Source organism: Micromonospora mirobrigensis (assembly GCF_900091555.1).
Classification (GTDB): Bacteria; Actinomycetota; Actinomycetes; order Mycobacteriales; family Micromonosporaceae; genus Micromonospora; species Micromonospora mirobrigensis.
The window spans coordinates 255,913-270,826 of sequence record NZ_FMCX01000002.1 but is presented as its reverse complement, the minus strand read 5'-3'; the positions used below and the strand labels follow the sequence as shown (position 1 = coordinate 270,826).

Sequence of the window (14,914 nt, the reverse complement as noted above, 5' to 3'; positions counted from 1 at the left end):
GGCCGACCCCGACGCGGGGTCGGCCGCCCGAGGTCGTCCGGCCCTCGAACTGTCGGTGGCCGGTCCGGTTGACCCGTCGACCGGTACGCGAATCTCCCTATACCACTTTCACTTTCTTGCTGGAAAATTCGAATCCAGTTGAATCTCCATTCACATTGTGGCGATCCTTTGGCATCGGTTGCGAAATGACGGAAGCCGACCTGGCTGTCGATCAGTCGGCGGTTCTAGGCTCCCGTCGACCGGCTTCGCCGAGGCATTTGCTCGCAGCCGGCCGCCAGACGACCGTTTGTGAAAGGAGCGTCACATGCACGCTGAATCGTCGCGCGGGACCCCGCGCCGGGCCGGATTCCGGAGGTCGGCTCGGCTGCTCGCGCTGCTCGGTGGTGTGACCATGGCCGGCACGCTGGCGGTGGCCGCCCCGGCCGCCGCCCGACCGGCCGAGAGCCACGCCACCACCAGCCATGCCGTGGCCGCAGCCGCGGCCGCACCCCGTCAACAGGTCACCTCCGGCGGCGCGCAGGCGGGGGCCGTGCTGGCCGCCGTCTCGCCCACGATCAGCCCGGCCACCACCGTCCGGTACACGTCGAGCCCGCAGACCGTCTCCTGTGCGTCCGGATACTTCTGCGCCTCGGTGTGGGACCCGACAAGGGGAACCTGGAAGGTCTTCGACCTCTACTACTGCAACCGCTACACGCTTTCGTACTGGCAGGGCACCGGCTATTACTACAACAACCAGTACGGCGGCGTCCGGGTGTACTTCTACAACCAGAGCGGCGGCACCCTGAAGTCGTTCACGACCGTCGGCCGGGGCAGTTACAACTGGGACCCGGTGTGGTCCATCCGCAACTGCTGATCCGCCCCACGTCGAGGCCGGCCCGGTCGGGTCGGCCCCGACGTGTCGCGTCGGCCGGTCGCGGACGCGCCGGTCCGGACCGGCGCCGCGGCGGGTCCCCGACCCGCCCCGGTCAGCGGCGGTCGCGCCGCTCCCGGGACTCGTAGCGACGTTCGCCGCCGCCGCCGCCGCCGCCGCCGCCGTCACCGTCACCGTCCCGGTCCCGGCGCACGGTCGCCTTGCGTCCCTTGATGGTGCTGCCCCGCAGCCCCTGGATCACCTCGTCGGCCACCCCCACCGGCACCTCCACCAGCGAGAACCGGTCGGCGATCTCGATCGAGCCGATGTCCCGGCCGTTGATGCCGGTCTCCCCGGTGATCGCCCCGACCAGATCCTGCGGCCGGACCCCCGCCCGCCGGCCCAGACCGATGAAGACCTGGGTGGTGCCGCCGGTACGCGGCCGGCCGCCGCCACCGCGACGGTCGGCACCACGCCCCTCGTACCCCGGTCGGGTCTCCCGCTGCGGACGGACCGCGACCTGCGGGATCTCCTCGTCCTCGTCGGCGGAGCCCGGCAGGGTCGCCTCGTGGGCCAGCCGCACCGCCGCCAGCGCCACCTCCATCATGTCGAACTCGTCGCTGAGCGTCTCCACGATCACCCGGAACGGCTCCAGGTCGTCCTCCAGCAGCGACTCCCGCAGCGCCGCCTGGGTAAGCTCCAGCCGACGGGTCCGCAGGTCGGCGACCGTCGGGATCTTGTCGATGGCGATCCGCTGGCCGGTCACCCGCTCGATGGTCTTGAGCATCCGGTGCTCACGCGGCTCGGCGAGGGTGATCGCCACGCCCTCCCGACCGGCCCGGCCCACCCGACCGATGCGGTGCACGTACGACTCCGGGGCCGACGGCACGTCGTAGTTCACCACGTGGGTGAGCTGCTCCACGTCCAGGCCACGGGCGGCCACGTCGGTCGCCACCAGCAGGTCCGCCGTGCCGGAGCGCAGTCGCCCCATCACCCGGTCGCGCTGCTCCTGGCTCATCCCGCCGTGCAGCGCCTCGGCCCGGTAGCCCCGGCCGTTCATCGTCTCGGTGAGCCGGTCCACCTCCTCCCGGCTGCGGCAGAAGACGATCGCCGCGGTGGGGGACTCGACGTCGAGCACCCGGCCGAGCGCCGCCGGCTTGTGCGCCCGGGCGACGATGTACGCGCTCTGCCGCACCCGGGGCGCCTCCCCGGCGACCGGCTGCTCCCGCCCGATCTGGATCCGCACCGGATCGGACAGGTGCTTACGGGCCAGTCCGTCGATCCGCGCCGGCATGGTGGCCGAGAAGAGCACCGTCTGCCGCTGCTCCGGCGCGTGCTCGAGGATCGCCTCGATGTCCTCGGCGAAGCCCATGTCAAGCATCTCGTCGGCCTCGTCCAGCACCACGGTGTTCAGGTTGCCCAGCCGCAGGGTGCCCCGGGCGATGTGGTCCAGGGCGCGGCCCGGCGTGGCCACGACCACGTCCACGCCCAGGTCCAGCGCGCGCAACTGCCGGCCGATCGGCTGCCCGCCGTAGATCGGCAGCACCCGGGCGCCCAGGTCCTTGCCGTACCGGTGGAAGGCCTCGGAGACCTGCACCGCCAGCTCCCGGGTGGGCACCAGCACCAGGGCCAGCGGCTCGCCGCCGGACCGGTCGTCGGGCATCCGCTGCAACAGCGGCAGCGCGAAGGCGGCGGTCTTGCCCGTACCGGTCGCCGCCTGGCCGAGCAGGTCCCGGCCGCTCAACAGCGTGGGGATCGCCTCCCGCTGGATCGGGGTCGGCTCCTCGTAACCCAGGGCGCTGAGCGCGCCGAGCAGCTCGTCCCGCAGTCCGAGGTCCGCGAAGGCGGCGGCCTCGTCGGGGTCGGCGGGGGTGGGGTCGGTCGGTACGGGTGCGGAACTCATGGGCAAAGCTTTTCATCATGCCGGTCGGCGCGTTCCGCCGACCGGCACAACCGTCGCGCGCGACACGTCCGGGGGTCACCCGGCCAGCAGGGCCAGCGCGACGGTCACCCCGACCACGACGTCCAGCACGCCGCAGAACTGGGGCGGTCCGGATCGCCCGCGACGCGGGCTGGCTGTAGGTCAGTCCTCCTCGACCGGAACGCGCGCCTCGTCGAGCAGCGCCGGTCCCAGGTACGTCACCCGGGGCGGCGCCGGGGCCACCGAGGGACGCAACGTCACCAGCTGGTCGGCGCTGAGCGCGTACACCACCCGGCCCAGGCCGGAGCGGTCGATCGCGAACGCGCACATCGGGCACGGCTGGCAGCTGGTGTACATGGTGGTGCCGGCGGCGGTGTCGGCGTCCAGCTCGCGGGCCGCCCAACGGGCCAGCTTCAGCTCCGGGTGGGCGCTGACGTCCCGGTCGGTCCGCTCGGTGTTGACCTCCTCGGCGAGCACCCGCCCGTCCCCGGCCACCAGCAGCGACCCGAACGGCCCGTCGCCGGCCCCGGCGGCCGTGGCGGCCAGCGCGATCGCCCGGCGCAGGTGTCGTTCCTCGTCGGAGTTCAGCATGCTCATGCCAGCACGGTTCCCCGTCGGGCCGCCCGGCACACGGGCCGGGTCTAACCTGACGGGCGTGCGTACGGTCGAACTGCTCTGCTCCACGCGGCTGGAGGACGGGGTACGCGCGGCCTGGTCCCGGCTGTCCGCCGCCGGGCTGCCCAGCCTGGCCCGCAACGTCCACCCCACCAACCGGCCGCACCTGACCCTCGCCGCGGTCGACGCGTTCCCGCCCGGGGCGCAGGAACGCCTGGCCGATCTCTGCGCCGCGGTGCTGCCGGTGCCGGCCCGGCTGGACCGGGTCGAGGTGCTCGACGGCAGCGCGCCGTTGGTCTGGCTGCTGCGGCCCACCCCCGAGCTGGTGGCGCTGCACGCCGCCGTCTGGGATGTGCTCGGCGACGCCGAGGGGGCCAATCCGTGGCACCGGCCGGGCCGGTGGGTGCCGCACCTGAGTCTCGCGCTGCGGTTCCGGGACGCCGACCGGCGGACCGCCCGGGCGGCGGTCGGCGGCGACCGGCCGGTGGGGGAGTTCGTGGCGGCGCGCAGCTACGACGGGGAGAGCCGGACGGTGACCTTCCTGACCGCCGACACGGCGGTGCCGCCCACCTGGTGAGGTGGGCGGCACCGTCCGCCTCAGCGGTAGAACCGCAGGTAATCGAACTCGGCCGTCACCGGCGGCTGGTCCCCGCCGTGCGCCACCAGCCCGATCCTCGGCGTCGTCCCGGCCGGGAACGTCCACACCCCGCCCCAGGTCCACGTCACCCCGTCCCGGCTCGACCCGGCCCGGAACTCGTGCTCCCCGGTAGCCGGGTCGACGTGGTGCGCGAGCCGCAGCCACGTCGTCTTCGCCGGCGGGCCGACGATGTTGCCGCCGTACACCGGCTGGCCGGCGAAGGGCAGCTCGTAGCCGTACTCGACCTGCCGGGTGTTCCAGATCGCGACCTGGGACAGTCGGGCGAACCGGTCGTCGTCGACGTACGCGACCATGCCGGCCTGCTGGAAGTTGCGGACCGTCTCCTCGCCGAGGTCCAGGGTCACCTTGGTCTCGGCGACGTAGTCGCCGGTGGGGGCGTCGCGCAGCAGCACTCCGGCGCTGTTGCTGGTGCCGGTGAGGTCGGCCGCCTCGACCGGCCAGCGCAGCTGCCCGTCTGCGACGGTGGCGTCGGGGTTGCGCCGGACCCACTGCCACGCCGGGGCGAGCCCGTCGGAGAACTCGTCGGAGTACGCCGGCAGGGGTGCGCCGACCCGCGGGGTGGGGGCGAGGCGGTGCGCCGGCCGGTACAGCCGGGCGGCGCTGACGTTGTCGAACTCGGCCCGACCGCCGGTGGCGACCAGGCTGAGCGGGCCGGCGGCGGGGCGGTCCAGCCGCAGCGCGACGGTGGCGAGCTGGTCGCCGAGGCGGGCGGGGCTCAGCTCGGCGACGAGCTGGCGGCCGCGTACCTCGACGGCGAGGTTGTGCCGGTCGGCCGGGTCGAAGTTGGCCGGTGCGGCGGAGGTGGCGGTGCGGTCGCCCTGGCTGGCGGTCAGCCGGCCGGCGGCGTCGACGGTGACGGTGACCCGGCCGCCGAGCGACAGCCCGGCGGCGTCGGCGTCGCCGACCCGCAGGTCGGCCTCGGCGCGGACGTCCCCGCCGGTGGCCGACCGGGAGGTCAGCGTGCCGGTGCCGGTGAGTGCCCCGCCGGTGACCCGCCAGTCGCCGGCCGTGCGCCAACCGGCGAGCGAGGCGGAGGTGAAGCGTTCGTCGAGGCGGGCGGTGGTGACCGGGGCGGGTCGCGGCCCGTCGGACGGCCCGGCGCCGGCGTTGACCGTCGGCCAGCCGTTCACCCAGTCGAGGCGGTCGATCAGCATCGGCCGCTCGTTGATGCCGAACGGCTCGTCCAGGTACGGGTCGGCCCGGTCGATGGCGTGGTAGACGATCCAGTCCTGGCCGGACAGGTCGGTGAGGAAGCCGTTGTGGCCGGTGCCGATCCAGCGGTTGCCGTTCTGGGTGAGCACCGGGGTGCCGCCGGCCCGGGACGCGGTCAGCGACACGCCCTCGCGGTCGACGAACGGGCCGTGTGGGCTGCGGGAGCGTCCGACGTGCACCGAGTAGCCGGTGGCCGGCCCGGCGCAGCAGTTCGCGGTGGAGGCAAAGAGGTAGTACCAGCCGTCGTGGCGCAGCACGTAGCTGCCCTCGAACTTGTTGTCGATCGCCACCAGGGTCGGCTCGCCGACCGCGCGCAGCCCGTCGGGGGAGAGCTCGGTGACCGATACCCCGCCGTAGTAGCTGCCGTAGTAGAGGTACTTCGTGCCGTCGACGTCGGTGAACTGGCTCGGGTCGATGGTCCACAGGTAGCCGCCGCCGGGCCCGGGACGGGGGGCCACGACGGGGGTGTCGCTGAAGGTCCACGGGCCGGCCGGGCTGGGCGCGGTCGCCGCCCCGACGGCGGTGTCGAAGGTGTCGTCGGAGACGGTGGTGTCGGTGACCGTCACGTACATCACCCAGCGGCCGTCGACGTAGCGCACGTCGGGGGCCCAGAATGCGGCGCCGGGCGCGGCGAAGGCGGGACGCTGGTCGGGGCCGAAGGCGTCCCCGACGTAGGTCCAGTCGACCAGGTCGGCGGAGCGGGCCACCGGCACCCGGTGGGCGGTCTTCTCGCCCTCTTTGAGCGGGTCGCTGGTGCCGTAGGCGTACCAGAGGCCGTCGGGGCCGCGGACGACGACCGGGTCGGCGAAGGTGTCGGCGAAGTCGGCGGAGATCGGATTGCGGTAGCGGTCGGGCGGGTCTGCTGCGGCCGGCGTCGCGGCCAGCAGCAGACCGAGTACGGCGGCAACGGCGCCGCCGCGCTGGAGGTGTCCCATCGAACCTGCCTTGGTGGTCGGGCGTTCAAAAGTCGACAAGGGTCACTGCGGTCCACACTGTCTACAACGTTGGCTACAACGTTGTAAAGAGCTGCCGGGTCGGGATCGCCGCGGGACGCGGGGCATCATGAGGCGATGAACGCGATCGCCTCCGCCGGCCGGGGGATGTCGGCAATCGCCGGGCTGCTCGCCGACGACACCCGGGCCGCGATCTGCCTGGCCCTGCTCGACGGCCGGGCGTGGACCGCGGGAGAACTCGCCCGGCACGCCGGCGTCGCCCCGTCCACCGCCACCGACCACCTCACCCGGCTGGTCCGCGGTGGCCTGCTCGCCGAGGAGCGGCAGGGCCGGCACCGCTACCTGCGGCTGGCCGGGCCGTCGGTGGCCCAGCTGATCGAGGACCTGGCCGGCCACGCCCCGGCCCCACCGAGGCCCGCCGGCTCGCTGCGGGTCGCCGCCGCCGGCACCGCCCTGGCGTACGCCCGGACCTGCTACGACCACCTGGCGGGCCGGCTCGGGGTGACGCTGCTCGACGGACTGCTCCGCCGGGGCCTGCTCGACCGGGCCGGCGGCCTCGCCGTCACCCCGACCGGCTGGGACCGGCTCGCCGCGCTCGGCGTCCCGGCCGAGCCGTTGCGCGGCGCCCGCCGTCCCCTGGTCCGCGACTGCCTCGACTGGACCGAACGGCGGCCGCACCTGGCCGGGGCGCTCGGCGCGGCGCTCTGCCGGCGCCTGCTCGACCTCGGCTGGATCGTCCCGGGCGCCGGGCGGGCGGTACGACTCACCCCGGCCGGCGCCGACGGACTCGCCGCGCTGCTCGGCGTCGCCCCCGCCGACCTCGCACCGCCGCCGCGCGAGGCGACGGGCGGGGGCCGCGCCTGAACGTGGCGGGGACGGTTCGGTCCGCGCCGAAGCGTGGCGCACCTAGCCTCGGCCGGGTGACCCACGCCTGGCCCGTCGTCGATCCCGCCCCGGACACCCCGCCCTGCGGTCCACCCGCCCCGGATTCCGGCGCCGGCTGGTCAGTGACCCGGTACGCCGACGTCCTCGCCGCGCTGACCGACCCGGCCCTGACGGTCCCCGTCGCCGGACCGGCCGGCCCACCCGGCACGCTGGCCTGGTTGCGCGGCACGGTCAGCCGGTTCAGCGCCCCCGAGCGGCACGCCGCCCGGCGAGCGCACGGCGTCGCGGCGCTCGCCGTCCTCGACCCGGTCGGGCTGCGCGCCGAGGCCGCGTCCGCCACCGCCGCGATCCTCGACCGGGCGGGCGACCGGGTCGACGTGATCGGCGCTCTCGCGCGGCGCGTACCCGTGCAGGTGCTGGCCGGGCGGCTCGGCCTGGACCGGCCCGCGTCGGCCTGGCCGGCGGTGGCCGACGTCGCCGCCGCCTACCACCCGGGTGCCGCCGCCGACCTGGTCCGCCGCGCCGACGCCGCGGTGGCCGACCTGCTCGCGCGGTCGCCGGGCGCCGGGCCGGAGCGGACCGCGAACCGGCTCGGGCTGCTGGTGCAGGCCTGCGACGCCACCGCCGGCCTGGTCGGCGCCGCCGCCCGGCACCTGCTCGACGCGCCGGCCGGCCACGACTCGACCGACCTGCTCGCCGAGGTGCTCCGGCTCGACCCGCCGGTCCGCGGCACCCGCCGGGTGGCCGTGGCCCCGACCAACCTGGGCGGGCGGGAGATCGGCGCCGGCGCGGCGGTGCTGCTGCGCTTCGACGCGGCCAACCGGGACCCGGCGGTCTTCGCCGACCCGGACCGCTTCGCGCCCGGACGGCCGGACGGCGCGCTCACCTTCGGCGCCGGCCCCCGCGGCTGCCCCGGCGAGCGGCACGCGCTCGCGCTGGCCGCCGGGGTGTTCGACGTGCTGCGCGGGCGCTGCCGACCGGCCCCCGGACCGGTCCGGTACGCCCCGCATCCCACCCTCCGTGTCCCGACCCGTCTCGAGGTGAGGTTCCGATGACCGACCGCCGTGCCGCCTTCCACGACCTGCACCGCCCCGGCCGACCGCTGCTGCTGCCCAACGCCTGGGACCACGCGTCGGCCGCCGCCCTGGCCGCCGCCGGGTTCCCGGCCGTCGGCACCACCAGCCTCGGGGTGGCCGCGGCGCACGGGCTGCCGGACGGCGCGGCGGCCACCCGCGAGGAGAACCTCACCCTGGCCCGGCTGCTCGCCCCGCTGCCGGTGCTGCTCACCGTGGACGTGGAGGCCGGGTTCGGCGACGACCCCGCCGAGGTGGCCGGCTACGTCGCCGAGCTGGCCGACCTGGGCGTGGTCGGGGTCAACCTCGAGGACGGCCGCGCCGACGGTGACCTGGCCCCGGTCGAGGTCACCGCGGCTAAGGTGGCGGCGGTGAAGGCGGCCGTGCCGGGGCTGTTCGTCAACGCGCGCACCGACGCCTGGTGGCTGGGCGTGGCCGACCCGCTGGAGCAGGCCCTGGACCGGGGTCGGGCGTACCTGGCCGCCGGCGCCGACGGCGTCTTCGCCCCCGGGGTCACCGATCCCGGGCCGGTCCGGGTCCTCGTCACCGAGCTGGCCGCGCCGCTGAACTTGCTGTACCGGCCGGGCGGACCCGACCTGGCCGAGTTCGGCCGGCTGGGGGTGGCCCGGGTGAGCACCGGATCGCTGCTGTTCCGCGCCGCGCTCGGCGCCGCCCTCGACGTCGCCACCAGCGTCCGCGACGGCGCCGCTCCCGCTCTGCCGGACGTCCCGTCGTACGCGCGGGTGCAGTCGCTCGGCGCAGGTGGAGGGAATCGCCCCTCATTGGGGTGAGACGGGAGGATTGTTCGGGGTCCTTTCGTTCCGGGTGCCTACGGTGGGTTTCAGGTTCAGCACACCGTGTCGTACCGGGAGAGGACCTCCACCATGCGCGTGCCCAGCCGGAGTCCCGGACACCAGCCCGGCTCCTACCTCCCGTCCGGCACGTCCACCCGGCCGCCGTTGCCGGCCGCCCCGGCGATGCCGGACGTGGCCGCGTACCGGGGCGCGGTGCTGGACCTCCTGGTCGAGCTGGGCGCCCTGACCGACGCCCCCTCCACCCGGGCCCGGCAGGCGCTGCTCGACGACCGGCTGCGCGACCCGGCGATCGTCGCGGTGCTCGACGCCACCCCGCAGGGGTACGTCGGCGCCCGGGAGACCCTGCTGCTGGAGATGGCCCGCTACCAGCCCAACGGCCGCACCTCGGCGGTCGACCTCACCGCCCTGGTCCGGATCTACCTGCTCTCCCGCATCGACGTGATGTGGTGGCGGGACACCGCGCCGTTCCTCACCGACGCCGAGGTCGACGGCAGCCAGGAGCTGGTCGACCTGGAGTGGCTGCGCCGGCGCGACCTGATCCGCTTCCGCTACCAGGAGCAACCCGCGACCGTCGTCGGCCGGGGGCTGCGGGCGGTCCGCCGGCGAATGCTGCCCGGCTCCCGCCCGCACACCGCCGGGGTCCGCTTCCGCCGCTCCCGCCGGGAGGTGGTGGCGCTGCTCAACGACATCGGCCGGGAGTTCACCGCCACCGCGCCGCCCGCCACCCCGCCGCTCTGGGTGACCAGCCTGGTCCGCAGCGCCGAACACCAGCACCGGCTGCGCCGCCTCGGCTACGCCGCGATGGTGCCCAGCGGGCACTGCCTCGGCTGGGCCGTCGACGTCGAGATGCACTGGTTCCGCCGGTTCGGCGCCGCCGACGTCCTGGCCGACCTGCTGCTGGCCCGGCAGGCGGCCGGCGAGGTCAACGTGGTCGACGAGGGACAGGCGTGGCACGTCTGCCTCGCGCCCGCCGCCCGGGCGCGGTTGCGCCGGGCGTACGAGGCCGAGCTGGGGATCTGAGCCGGTGTGCGGCATCGCCCTGAGCCTCGGACCGGAGGCCGACCCGGCCGTCTTCCGGCAGATGCTCGCCGTGCTCGCCCCGCGCGGTGAGGTCACCGAGACCCGGCAGGAGAACGGCCTGCTCACCGGCGTACGCCGACTGAAGGTGGTGGACCGGGAGCGGGCCGTGCAGCCCTGGGTGTCGGCCGACGAGGAGTACGTCCTCTGCTACAACGGCGAGGTCTTCAACCACCACGAGCTGCGCGCGGAGCTGACGCGGCTCGGGTACGCCTTCCGCAGCGGCAGCGACACCGAGGTGGTGCTCGCCGCCTTCCTGCGCTGGGGCGGGGACGCGGTCCGCCGGCTGCGCGGCGAGTACGCCTTCGCCGTCGTCGAGCGGGCCACCGGCCGGGCCTACCTGGCCCGCGACCCGCTCGGGGTCAAGCCGTTGTACTGGGCCCGCACCCCGGGCTGCCTGCACGTCGCCTCGGAGGTCAAGGCGCTGGTCGGGCACGGCGTCCCGATCGTCGAGGTGCCACCCGGGCACCACGGCTGGGCCCACCCGGACGGCGAGGTGCGGCTCGTCCCGCACGTCGACCTGCTCACCCTCGGCGAGGGGCTGCCCGTGGTGGACGACCCGGACGAGGCCGCCCTGCTCGTCCGGGTCGCCCTCACCGACGCCATCCGGATGCGGGTGGACACCGACCTCACCGTCGGGGTGGTGCTCTCCGGCGGTCTGGACAGCTCCCTGGCGCTGCTGCACGTCCGCGAACAGCACCCCGACTGCGTGGCGGTGACCGTCGGCGTGCCGGACAGCCCGGACGTGGCGTACGCCCGGCGGCTCACCGCCGACCTCGGCGTCGCCCACGAGGTGATCGAGCTGCGCCCGCGCGACATCCGGCTCGCCGACGTGCGCGAGGCCATCCGCGTCTCCGAGCTGACCGAGTACGGCGACATCATCAACGCGGTGGTGTCGGTGCCGATCTTCCGCCGGCTGCACGAGCTGGGGATCAAGGTGGTGCTCACCGGCGACGGCTCCGACGAGCTGTTCGGCGGCTACCCGATGTACCACCAGGTCGGCCCCGAGCCCTCCCGACGACTCGTCCTGCACAAGATCCGCAACCTGTGCCGTACCGAGTTGCAGCGCATCGACCGGGCCAGCATGGGCAACGGCGTGGAGGCCCGGGTGCCGTTCTTGGACCTGAGCGTGGTGGAGCTGGCCATGCGGCTGCCGGTGGATTTCAAGCTGCGCGACGGCCAGGAGAAGTGGATCCTGCGGCAGGCCTTCGCCGACGTGCTGCCCGACTACGTCCGGCGCCGGCCGAAGAACCCGATGTCGTATTCGTCGGGGCTGCACGAGCGGACCCGGCTCTACAAGCCGCTCTTCGCCCGGCTGCACCGCTCCTTCGGCTACGACCGGCTGGAACCGGTCCGGCGGGACTTCGACACGGTGCTCACCCGCTGCGGCAACGACCTCGACCGGGCGATCGCCGAGGGGCTGGCCCGCCCCGACCACACCGTGCTGGAGCACGCCCGCGACCTGATGGGCGCCGCCCGGTGGAACGCCGCCCCGCTGGTGCGCCGGCTGGTCCGGTCGCGCCCGACCCGCCGTACGCCCGCCGGCTGACCCGCCGACCCGCTGACCCGCCGACCCGTCTGACCCGGCCGGTCAGCCGGTCAGCAGCAGGGCGGCCACGGCGGCCAGGGTGGCGGTCACCGCCAGCAGCGCGCCGGTGACCAGGAACCGGGACGTCGGCACGGTGACCCCGGCGGCCCGGCAGCGCTCGTACCAGATCAGCGTGGCCAGCGACGCCCACGGGGTGGCCAGCGGGCCGACGTTCGTGCCGATCAGCAGGGCCAGCAGCCGCGGTTCGTCGCCGACCGGGAGCACCGCCTCGCCGGCCACGTACGCCGGCAGGTTGTTCACCAGATTCGACAGCAGCGCCCCGGTGCCCCCGGCGCGCAGCGCGCCGAGCGCCCCACCGGCCGGGCCGAGCAGCCACCCGACCAGGTCGTCGAGGCCGTACCGGCCGAGCGTCTGCACCACCAGGAACAGGCCGGTGACGAAGACCAGCAGCCGCCACGGGACCAGCCCCGGGCGCAGCGCGCCCCGGGACCGCACCAGGAAACCGGCCAACACCAGCCCCGCCGCCACCGTGGAGGCCAGCCCGATCGGGACCCCGGCCAGGATGCCGGCGACGAAGAGCAGGCAGCCGGCGACCGCCGTGCGGTACAGCCACCGGTCGGCCGGCACGTGCCGGGACGGGGTGCGGAACCCGCCCCCGCCCCGCCGGCTCGGCCGCCACCAGCAGAACCAGAGCAGCACCGCCGTGACCGCCACCGCGGCGAGCTGCGGCGCCGCCATCCGGGCCGCGTACGACAGGGGGGCGAGCTCGATCCGGTCGGCGGCGAGCAGGTTTGTCAGGTTCGACACCGGCAGTAGCAGGCTGGCCGTGTTCGCCAGCCAGACGGTGGTCATCGCCAGCGGCACCGCGGGCAGCCCCAGCCGGCGGGCCAGCGCCAGCATCACCGGGGTCAGCAGCACGGCCGTGGTGTCCAGGTTCAGCACGATCGTGGTCAGCGAGGCGAAGCCGACGCAGAGCCCGAAGAGCGCCGCGTACCGGCCGCGGGCGGCGATGGCCAGGCGGGTGGCCACCGCGTCGAAGACCCCGGCCACCGCGGTCAGCTCCGCCAGCACCACCACCGTGGCGAGGAAGAGCAGCAGCGGCAGGATGCGCTGCACGGTGGCGACGGCCTCGGCGCGGGGCAGCAACCCGGTCAGCGCGCAGCCGGCGCCGGCCACCGCCAGCACGACGGCCACCACGTCCAGCGGGTGCGCCCGGCGCCCGGGTGCGCGCTCGGTGCGGGCGTTCGGGCCGCCGGCGGGATCCACGCCGCCGATCCTGCCACGACACCGGCCGCCCGCCGGGCGGGCCGGGGGCAGCATCGACACCGGTCCGGCCCGTACGCTGGGTGACCGTGAACCGCACCGTCCTCGGCCGCCCGTTGCGCTCCGTCGCCTTCGACGTCGCCGTGAGCGCGCTGGTGGTGCTCTTCGCCGTCGCCGGGGCGGCCGCGCAGCCGGGCGGCTGGGTGGCGACGCTGGTCGGCGCGGCGATGGCGGTGGCGGTGCTGTTGCGCCGTTCCCACCCGTCGGCGGTGGCCGTGGTGGTCGGGCTGCTCGCCCTGGTCCAGGTGCTCGCCGGTTGGGGGCCGCTCGCCTACGACGTCGCCGTGCTGATCGCGCTCTACAGCGTCGTCACCTACGCCGACCGGCTGCGCGACGGGGTGATCGCCGGCGCGGTGGCCGCCGTCGGGGTGCTGCTGGCCGCCAGCACAGCGGTCAGCCCGGCCGTGTGGTGGATCAGCGCGATCTGGTTCGGCCTGGTCACCGGGGGAGTGTGGCTGGCCGCGGTCAACGTGCGTACCCGCCGGCTCTACGTGCGCAGCCTGGAGGAACGGGCCGCCACCCTGGAACGTGAGCGGGAGGCCGAGGCCCGCGCGGCGGTGGCCGGGGAACGCGCCCGGATCGCCCGGGAGCTGCACGACGTGGTGGCGCACAGCATGGCCGTGATGATCGCCCAGGCCGACGGCGCCCGCTACACCTTCGACCGGGACCCGGAGCGGGCCCGCGAGGCCGTCCGGGTGGTCGCCGACACCGGCCGGCAGGCGTTGGGGGAGATGCGCCGCCTGGTCGGCGTGCTGCGCGAGCCGGACCCGGACGTCGCCGAGGTGGTCCCCGAGCCGACGCACCGCCGGGCGGCGGTCGCCGAGCTGCCCGCACTGCTGGACCGCTTCCGCGCCGCCGGGCTGCGGACCACGTACACGGCCCCCGCCGAGCCGGCCCTGCCACCCGGGCTGGAACTGACCGTGTACCGGGTGGTGCAGGAGGCGTTGACCAACGCGCTCAAGCACGCCGGGGCCGGGGCCGCCGTCGCGGTCGACCTGGCCCGCGAGGACCGGGCCGTGGTGGTCCGGGTGGTCGACGACGGCCGGGGCCGCCGACCGGAGCGGCCCACGCCGCCCGGCGGGCACGGCCTGGTGGGCATGCGCGAGCGGGTCGGGGTGTACGACGGCAGCCTGGCCGTCGGTCCGCACCCCGGCGGCGGTTGGCGGGTGGAGGCGCGGCTGCCGCTCCCGGCGGCGCCCGGCACGGAGGGGACCCCGGCATGACGGTACGGATCGTGATCGCGGACGACCAGGCGCTGGTCCGGGCCGGCTTCCGGATGGTGCTGGACTCCCAACCCGACCTGGAGGTGGTCGGCGAGGCGATCGACGGCGCCGACGCGCTGCGGGTGGTCGAGCGGACCCGCCCCGACCTGGTGGTGATGGACGTGCGCATGCCCACCATGGACGGGGTGGAGGCGACCCGGCGGATCTGCCTCGACCGGCCGGCCGGCCCGCCGCGGGTGCTGGTGCTCACCACCTTCGACACCGAGGCGGACGCCTTCGCCGCGCTGCGGGCCGGGGCGAGCGGCTTCCTGCTCAAGAACGTGCCGCCGGAGGAGCTGCTCGCCGCGATCCGGGTGGTCGCCGCCGGCGACTCGGTCGTCGCGCCGCCGATCACCCGCCGCCTGCTCGACCGGTTCGCCGGCCAGCTCGGCCCGGGGCCGGCCGAGGACCCGCGGCTGGCCCTGCTCACCGACCGGGAACGGGAGGTGCTGCTGCTGGTGGCGGAGGGCCTGTCCAACGCGGAGATCGCCGCCCGGGTGCACGTCGCCGAGGCGACGGTGAAGACCCACGTCGGGCGGATCCTGGCCAAGCTGCGGCTGCGCGACCGGGTGCAGGTGGTGGTGCTGGCGTACGAGAGCGGACTGGTGGTCCCGGGCGGCTGAGCCGCCCTACGCCGAGCCGCCCTACGACCTGGGGCGTAGGGGACGGCCCGGTCGGGGGCGACCCGGGGCGGAGTCGGCCCGCCCCGGCGGACGGACGC

The 14,914-nt window shown here is 75.5% G+C and carries 13 protein-coding genes; 9 read left to right on the top strand and 4 right to left on the bottom strand.

The features are described from left to right. The first annotated feature begins 304 nt into the window (after window positions 1–304). Complete coding sequence (locus GA0070564_RS08605) at window positions 305–853, top strand: hypothetical protein (RefSeq protein ID WP_091605410.1); 549 nt, start codon at window positions 305–307, stop codon at window positions 851–853. A gap of 112 nt (window positions 854–965) precedes the next feature. Here the strand turns inward: GA0070564_RS08605 and GA0070564_RS08600 are convergent, their stop codons facing one another. Then, window positions 966–2,753: a DEAD/DEAH box helicase gene (locus tag GA0070564_RS08600; protein ID WP_091605407.1), complete on the bottom strand. Its 1,788-nt coding sequence runs from the start codon at window positions 2,751–2,753 to the stop codon at window positions 966–968. Window positions 2,754–2,933: 180 nt separating this feature from the next. Beyond that, window positions 2,934–3,368 carry a nucleoside deaminase gene (locus GA0070564_RS08595; protein ID WP_245669872.1) on the bottom strand — a complete coding sequence of 145 codons (435 nt, stop codon included), beginning with the start codon at window positions 3,366–3,368 and terminating at the stop codon, window positions 2,934–2,936. Window positions 3,369–3,426: 58 nt separating this feature from the next. On the opposite strand from GA0070564_RS08595, the gene GA0070564_RS08590 reads away from it, so the two are divergent. Beyond that, complete coding sequence (locus GA0070564_RS08590) at window positions 3,427–3,963, top strand: 2'-5' RNA ligase family protein (protein ID WP_091605403.1); 537 nt, start codon at window positions 3,427–3,429, stop codon at window positions 3,961–3,963. 20 nt (window positions 3,964–3,983) lie between these two features. Here GA0070564_RS08590 and GA0070564_RS08585 read toward each other — a convergent pair whose 3' ends face one another. After that, window positions 3,984–6,191 (bottom strand): family 43 glycosylhydrolase, encoded by a 2,208-nt coding sequence (locus GA0070564_RS08585; protein WP_091605398.1) that lies wholly within the window; start codon window positions 6,189–6,191, stop codon window positions 3,984–3,986. A 135-nt stretch (window positions 6,192–6,326) separates the two neighbouring features. Here GA0070564_RS08585 and GA0070564_RS08580 point away from each other — a divergent pair, with 135 nt between their 5' ends. The 5 genes from GA0070564_RS08580 to GA0070564_RS08560 all read left to right on the top strand — a co-directional run bounded on the left by GA0070564_RS08580 (window position 6,327) and on the right by GA0070564_RS08560 (window position 11,608). Beyond that, on the top strand, window positions 6,327–7,073 hold the full coding sequence (locus GA0070564_RS08580) for an ArsR/SmtB family transcription factor (protein ID WP_091605393.1): 747 nt from the start codon (window positions 6,327–6,329) through the stop codon (window positions 7,071–7,073). Between the two features lie 56 nt (window positions 7,074–7,129). Then, window positions 7,130–8,149 carry a cytochrome P450 gene (locus GA0070564_RS08575; protein ID WP_091605390.1) on the top strand — a complete coding sequence of 340 codons (1,020 nt, stop codon included), beginning with the start codon at window positions 7,130–7,132 and terminating at the stop codon, window positions 8,147–8,149. Then, complete coding sequence (locus GA0070564_RS08570; protein ID WP_091605387.1) at window positions 8,146–8,958, top strand: isocitrate lyase/PEP mutase family protein; 813 nt, start codon at window positions 8,146–8,148, stop codon at window positions 8,956–8,958. The genes GA0070564_RS08575 and GA0070564_RS08570 overlap by 4 nt, the downstream gene beginning before the upstream one ends. Window positions 8,959–9,051: 93 nt before the next feature. Next, on the top strand, window positions 9,052–10,002 hold the full coding sequence (locus tag GA0070564_RS08565; protein WP_091605382.1) for a DUF5715 family protein: 951 nt from the start codon (window positions 9,052–9,054) through the stop codon (window positions 10,000–10,002). Window positions 10,003–10,006: 4 nt separating this feature from the next. Continuing rightward, window positions 10,007–11,608, top strand: coding sequence for an asparagine synthetase B family protein (locus tag GA0070564_RS08560; RefSeq protein ID WP_091605378.1), 1,602 nt, complete (start codon window positions 10,007–10,009; stop codon window positions 11,606–11,608). Between the two features lie 42 nt (window positions 11,609–11,650). Here the strand turns inward: GA0070564_RS08560 and GA0070564_RS08555 are convergent, their stop codons facing one another. Continuing rightward, on the bottom strand, window positions 11,651–12,874 hold the full coding sequence (locus GA0070564_RS08555; RefSeq protein WP_245669871.1) for an ArsB/NhaD family transporter: 1,224 nt from the start codon (window positions 12,872–12,874) through the stop codon (window positions 11,651–11,653). An 80-nt stretch (window positions 12,875–12,954) separates the two neighbouring features. On the opposite strand from GA0070564_RS08555, the gene GA0070564_RS08550 reads away from it, so the two are divergent. Both GA0070564_RS08550 and GA0070564_RS08545 read left to right on the top strand, forming a co-directional pair. Beyond that, entirely contained in the window at window positions 12,955–14,154 is a 1,200-nt protein-coding gene (locus GA0070564_RS08550; RefSeq protein WP_091605374.1) for a sensor histidine kinase, read from the top strand. Further along, a complete protein-coding gene (locus GA0070564_RS08545) occupies window positions 14,151–14,816 on the top strand; it encodes a response regulator (protein WP_091605370.1) in 666 nt (221 codons plus the stop codon). The genes GA0070564_RS08550 and GA0070564_RS08545 overlap by 4 nt, the downstream gene beginning before the upstream one ends. Window positions 14,817–14,914: the final 98 nt, after the last annotated feature.

Bases quoted from the DNA above. Each gene is read 5' to 3' on its own strand.
- GA0070564_RS08605 (WP_091605410.1), top strand. From the start codon at position 305: ATGCACGCTGAATCGTCGCGCGGGACCCCGCGCCGGGCCGGATTCCGG.
- GA0070564_RS08600 (WP_091605407.1), bottom strand. From the start codon at position 2,753: ATGAGTTCCGCACCCGTACCGACCGACCCCACCCCCGCCGACCCCGAC.
- GA0070564_RS08595 (WP_245669872.1), bottom strand. From the start codon at position 3,368: ATGAGCATGCTGAACTCCGACGAGGAACGACACCTGCGCCGGGCGATC.
- GA0070564_RS08585 (WP_091605398.1), bottom strand. From the start codon at position 6,191: ATGGGACACCTCCAGCGCGGCGGCGCCGTTGCCGCCGTACTCGGTCTG.
- GA0070564_RS08580 (WP_091605393.1), top strand. From the start codon at position 6,327: ATGAACGCGATCGCCTCCGCCGGCCGGGGGATGTCGGCAATCGCCGGG.
- GA0070564_RS08570 (WP_091605387.1), top strand. From the start codon at position 8,146: ATGACCGACCGCCGTGCCGCCTTCCACGACCTGCACCGCCCCGGCCGA.
- GA0070564_RS08565 (WP_091605382.1), top strand. From the start codon at position 9,052: ATGCGCGTGCCCAGCCGGAGTCCCGGACACCAGCCCGGCTCCTACCTC.
- GA0070564_RS08545 (WP_091605370.1), top strand. From the start codon at position 14,151: ATGACGGTACGGATCGTGATCGCGGACGACCAGGCGCTGGTCCGGGCC.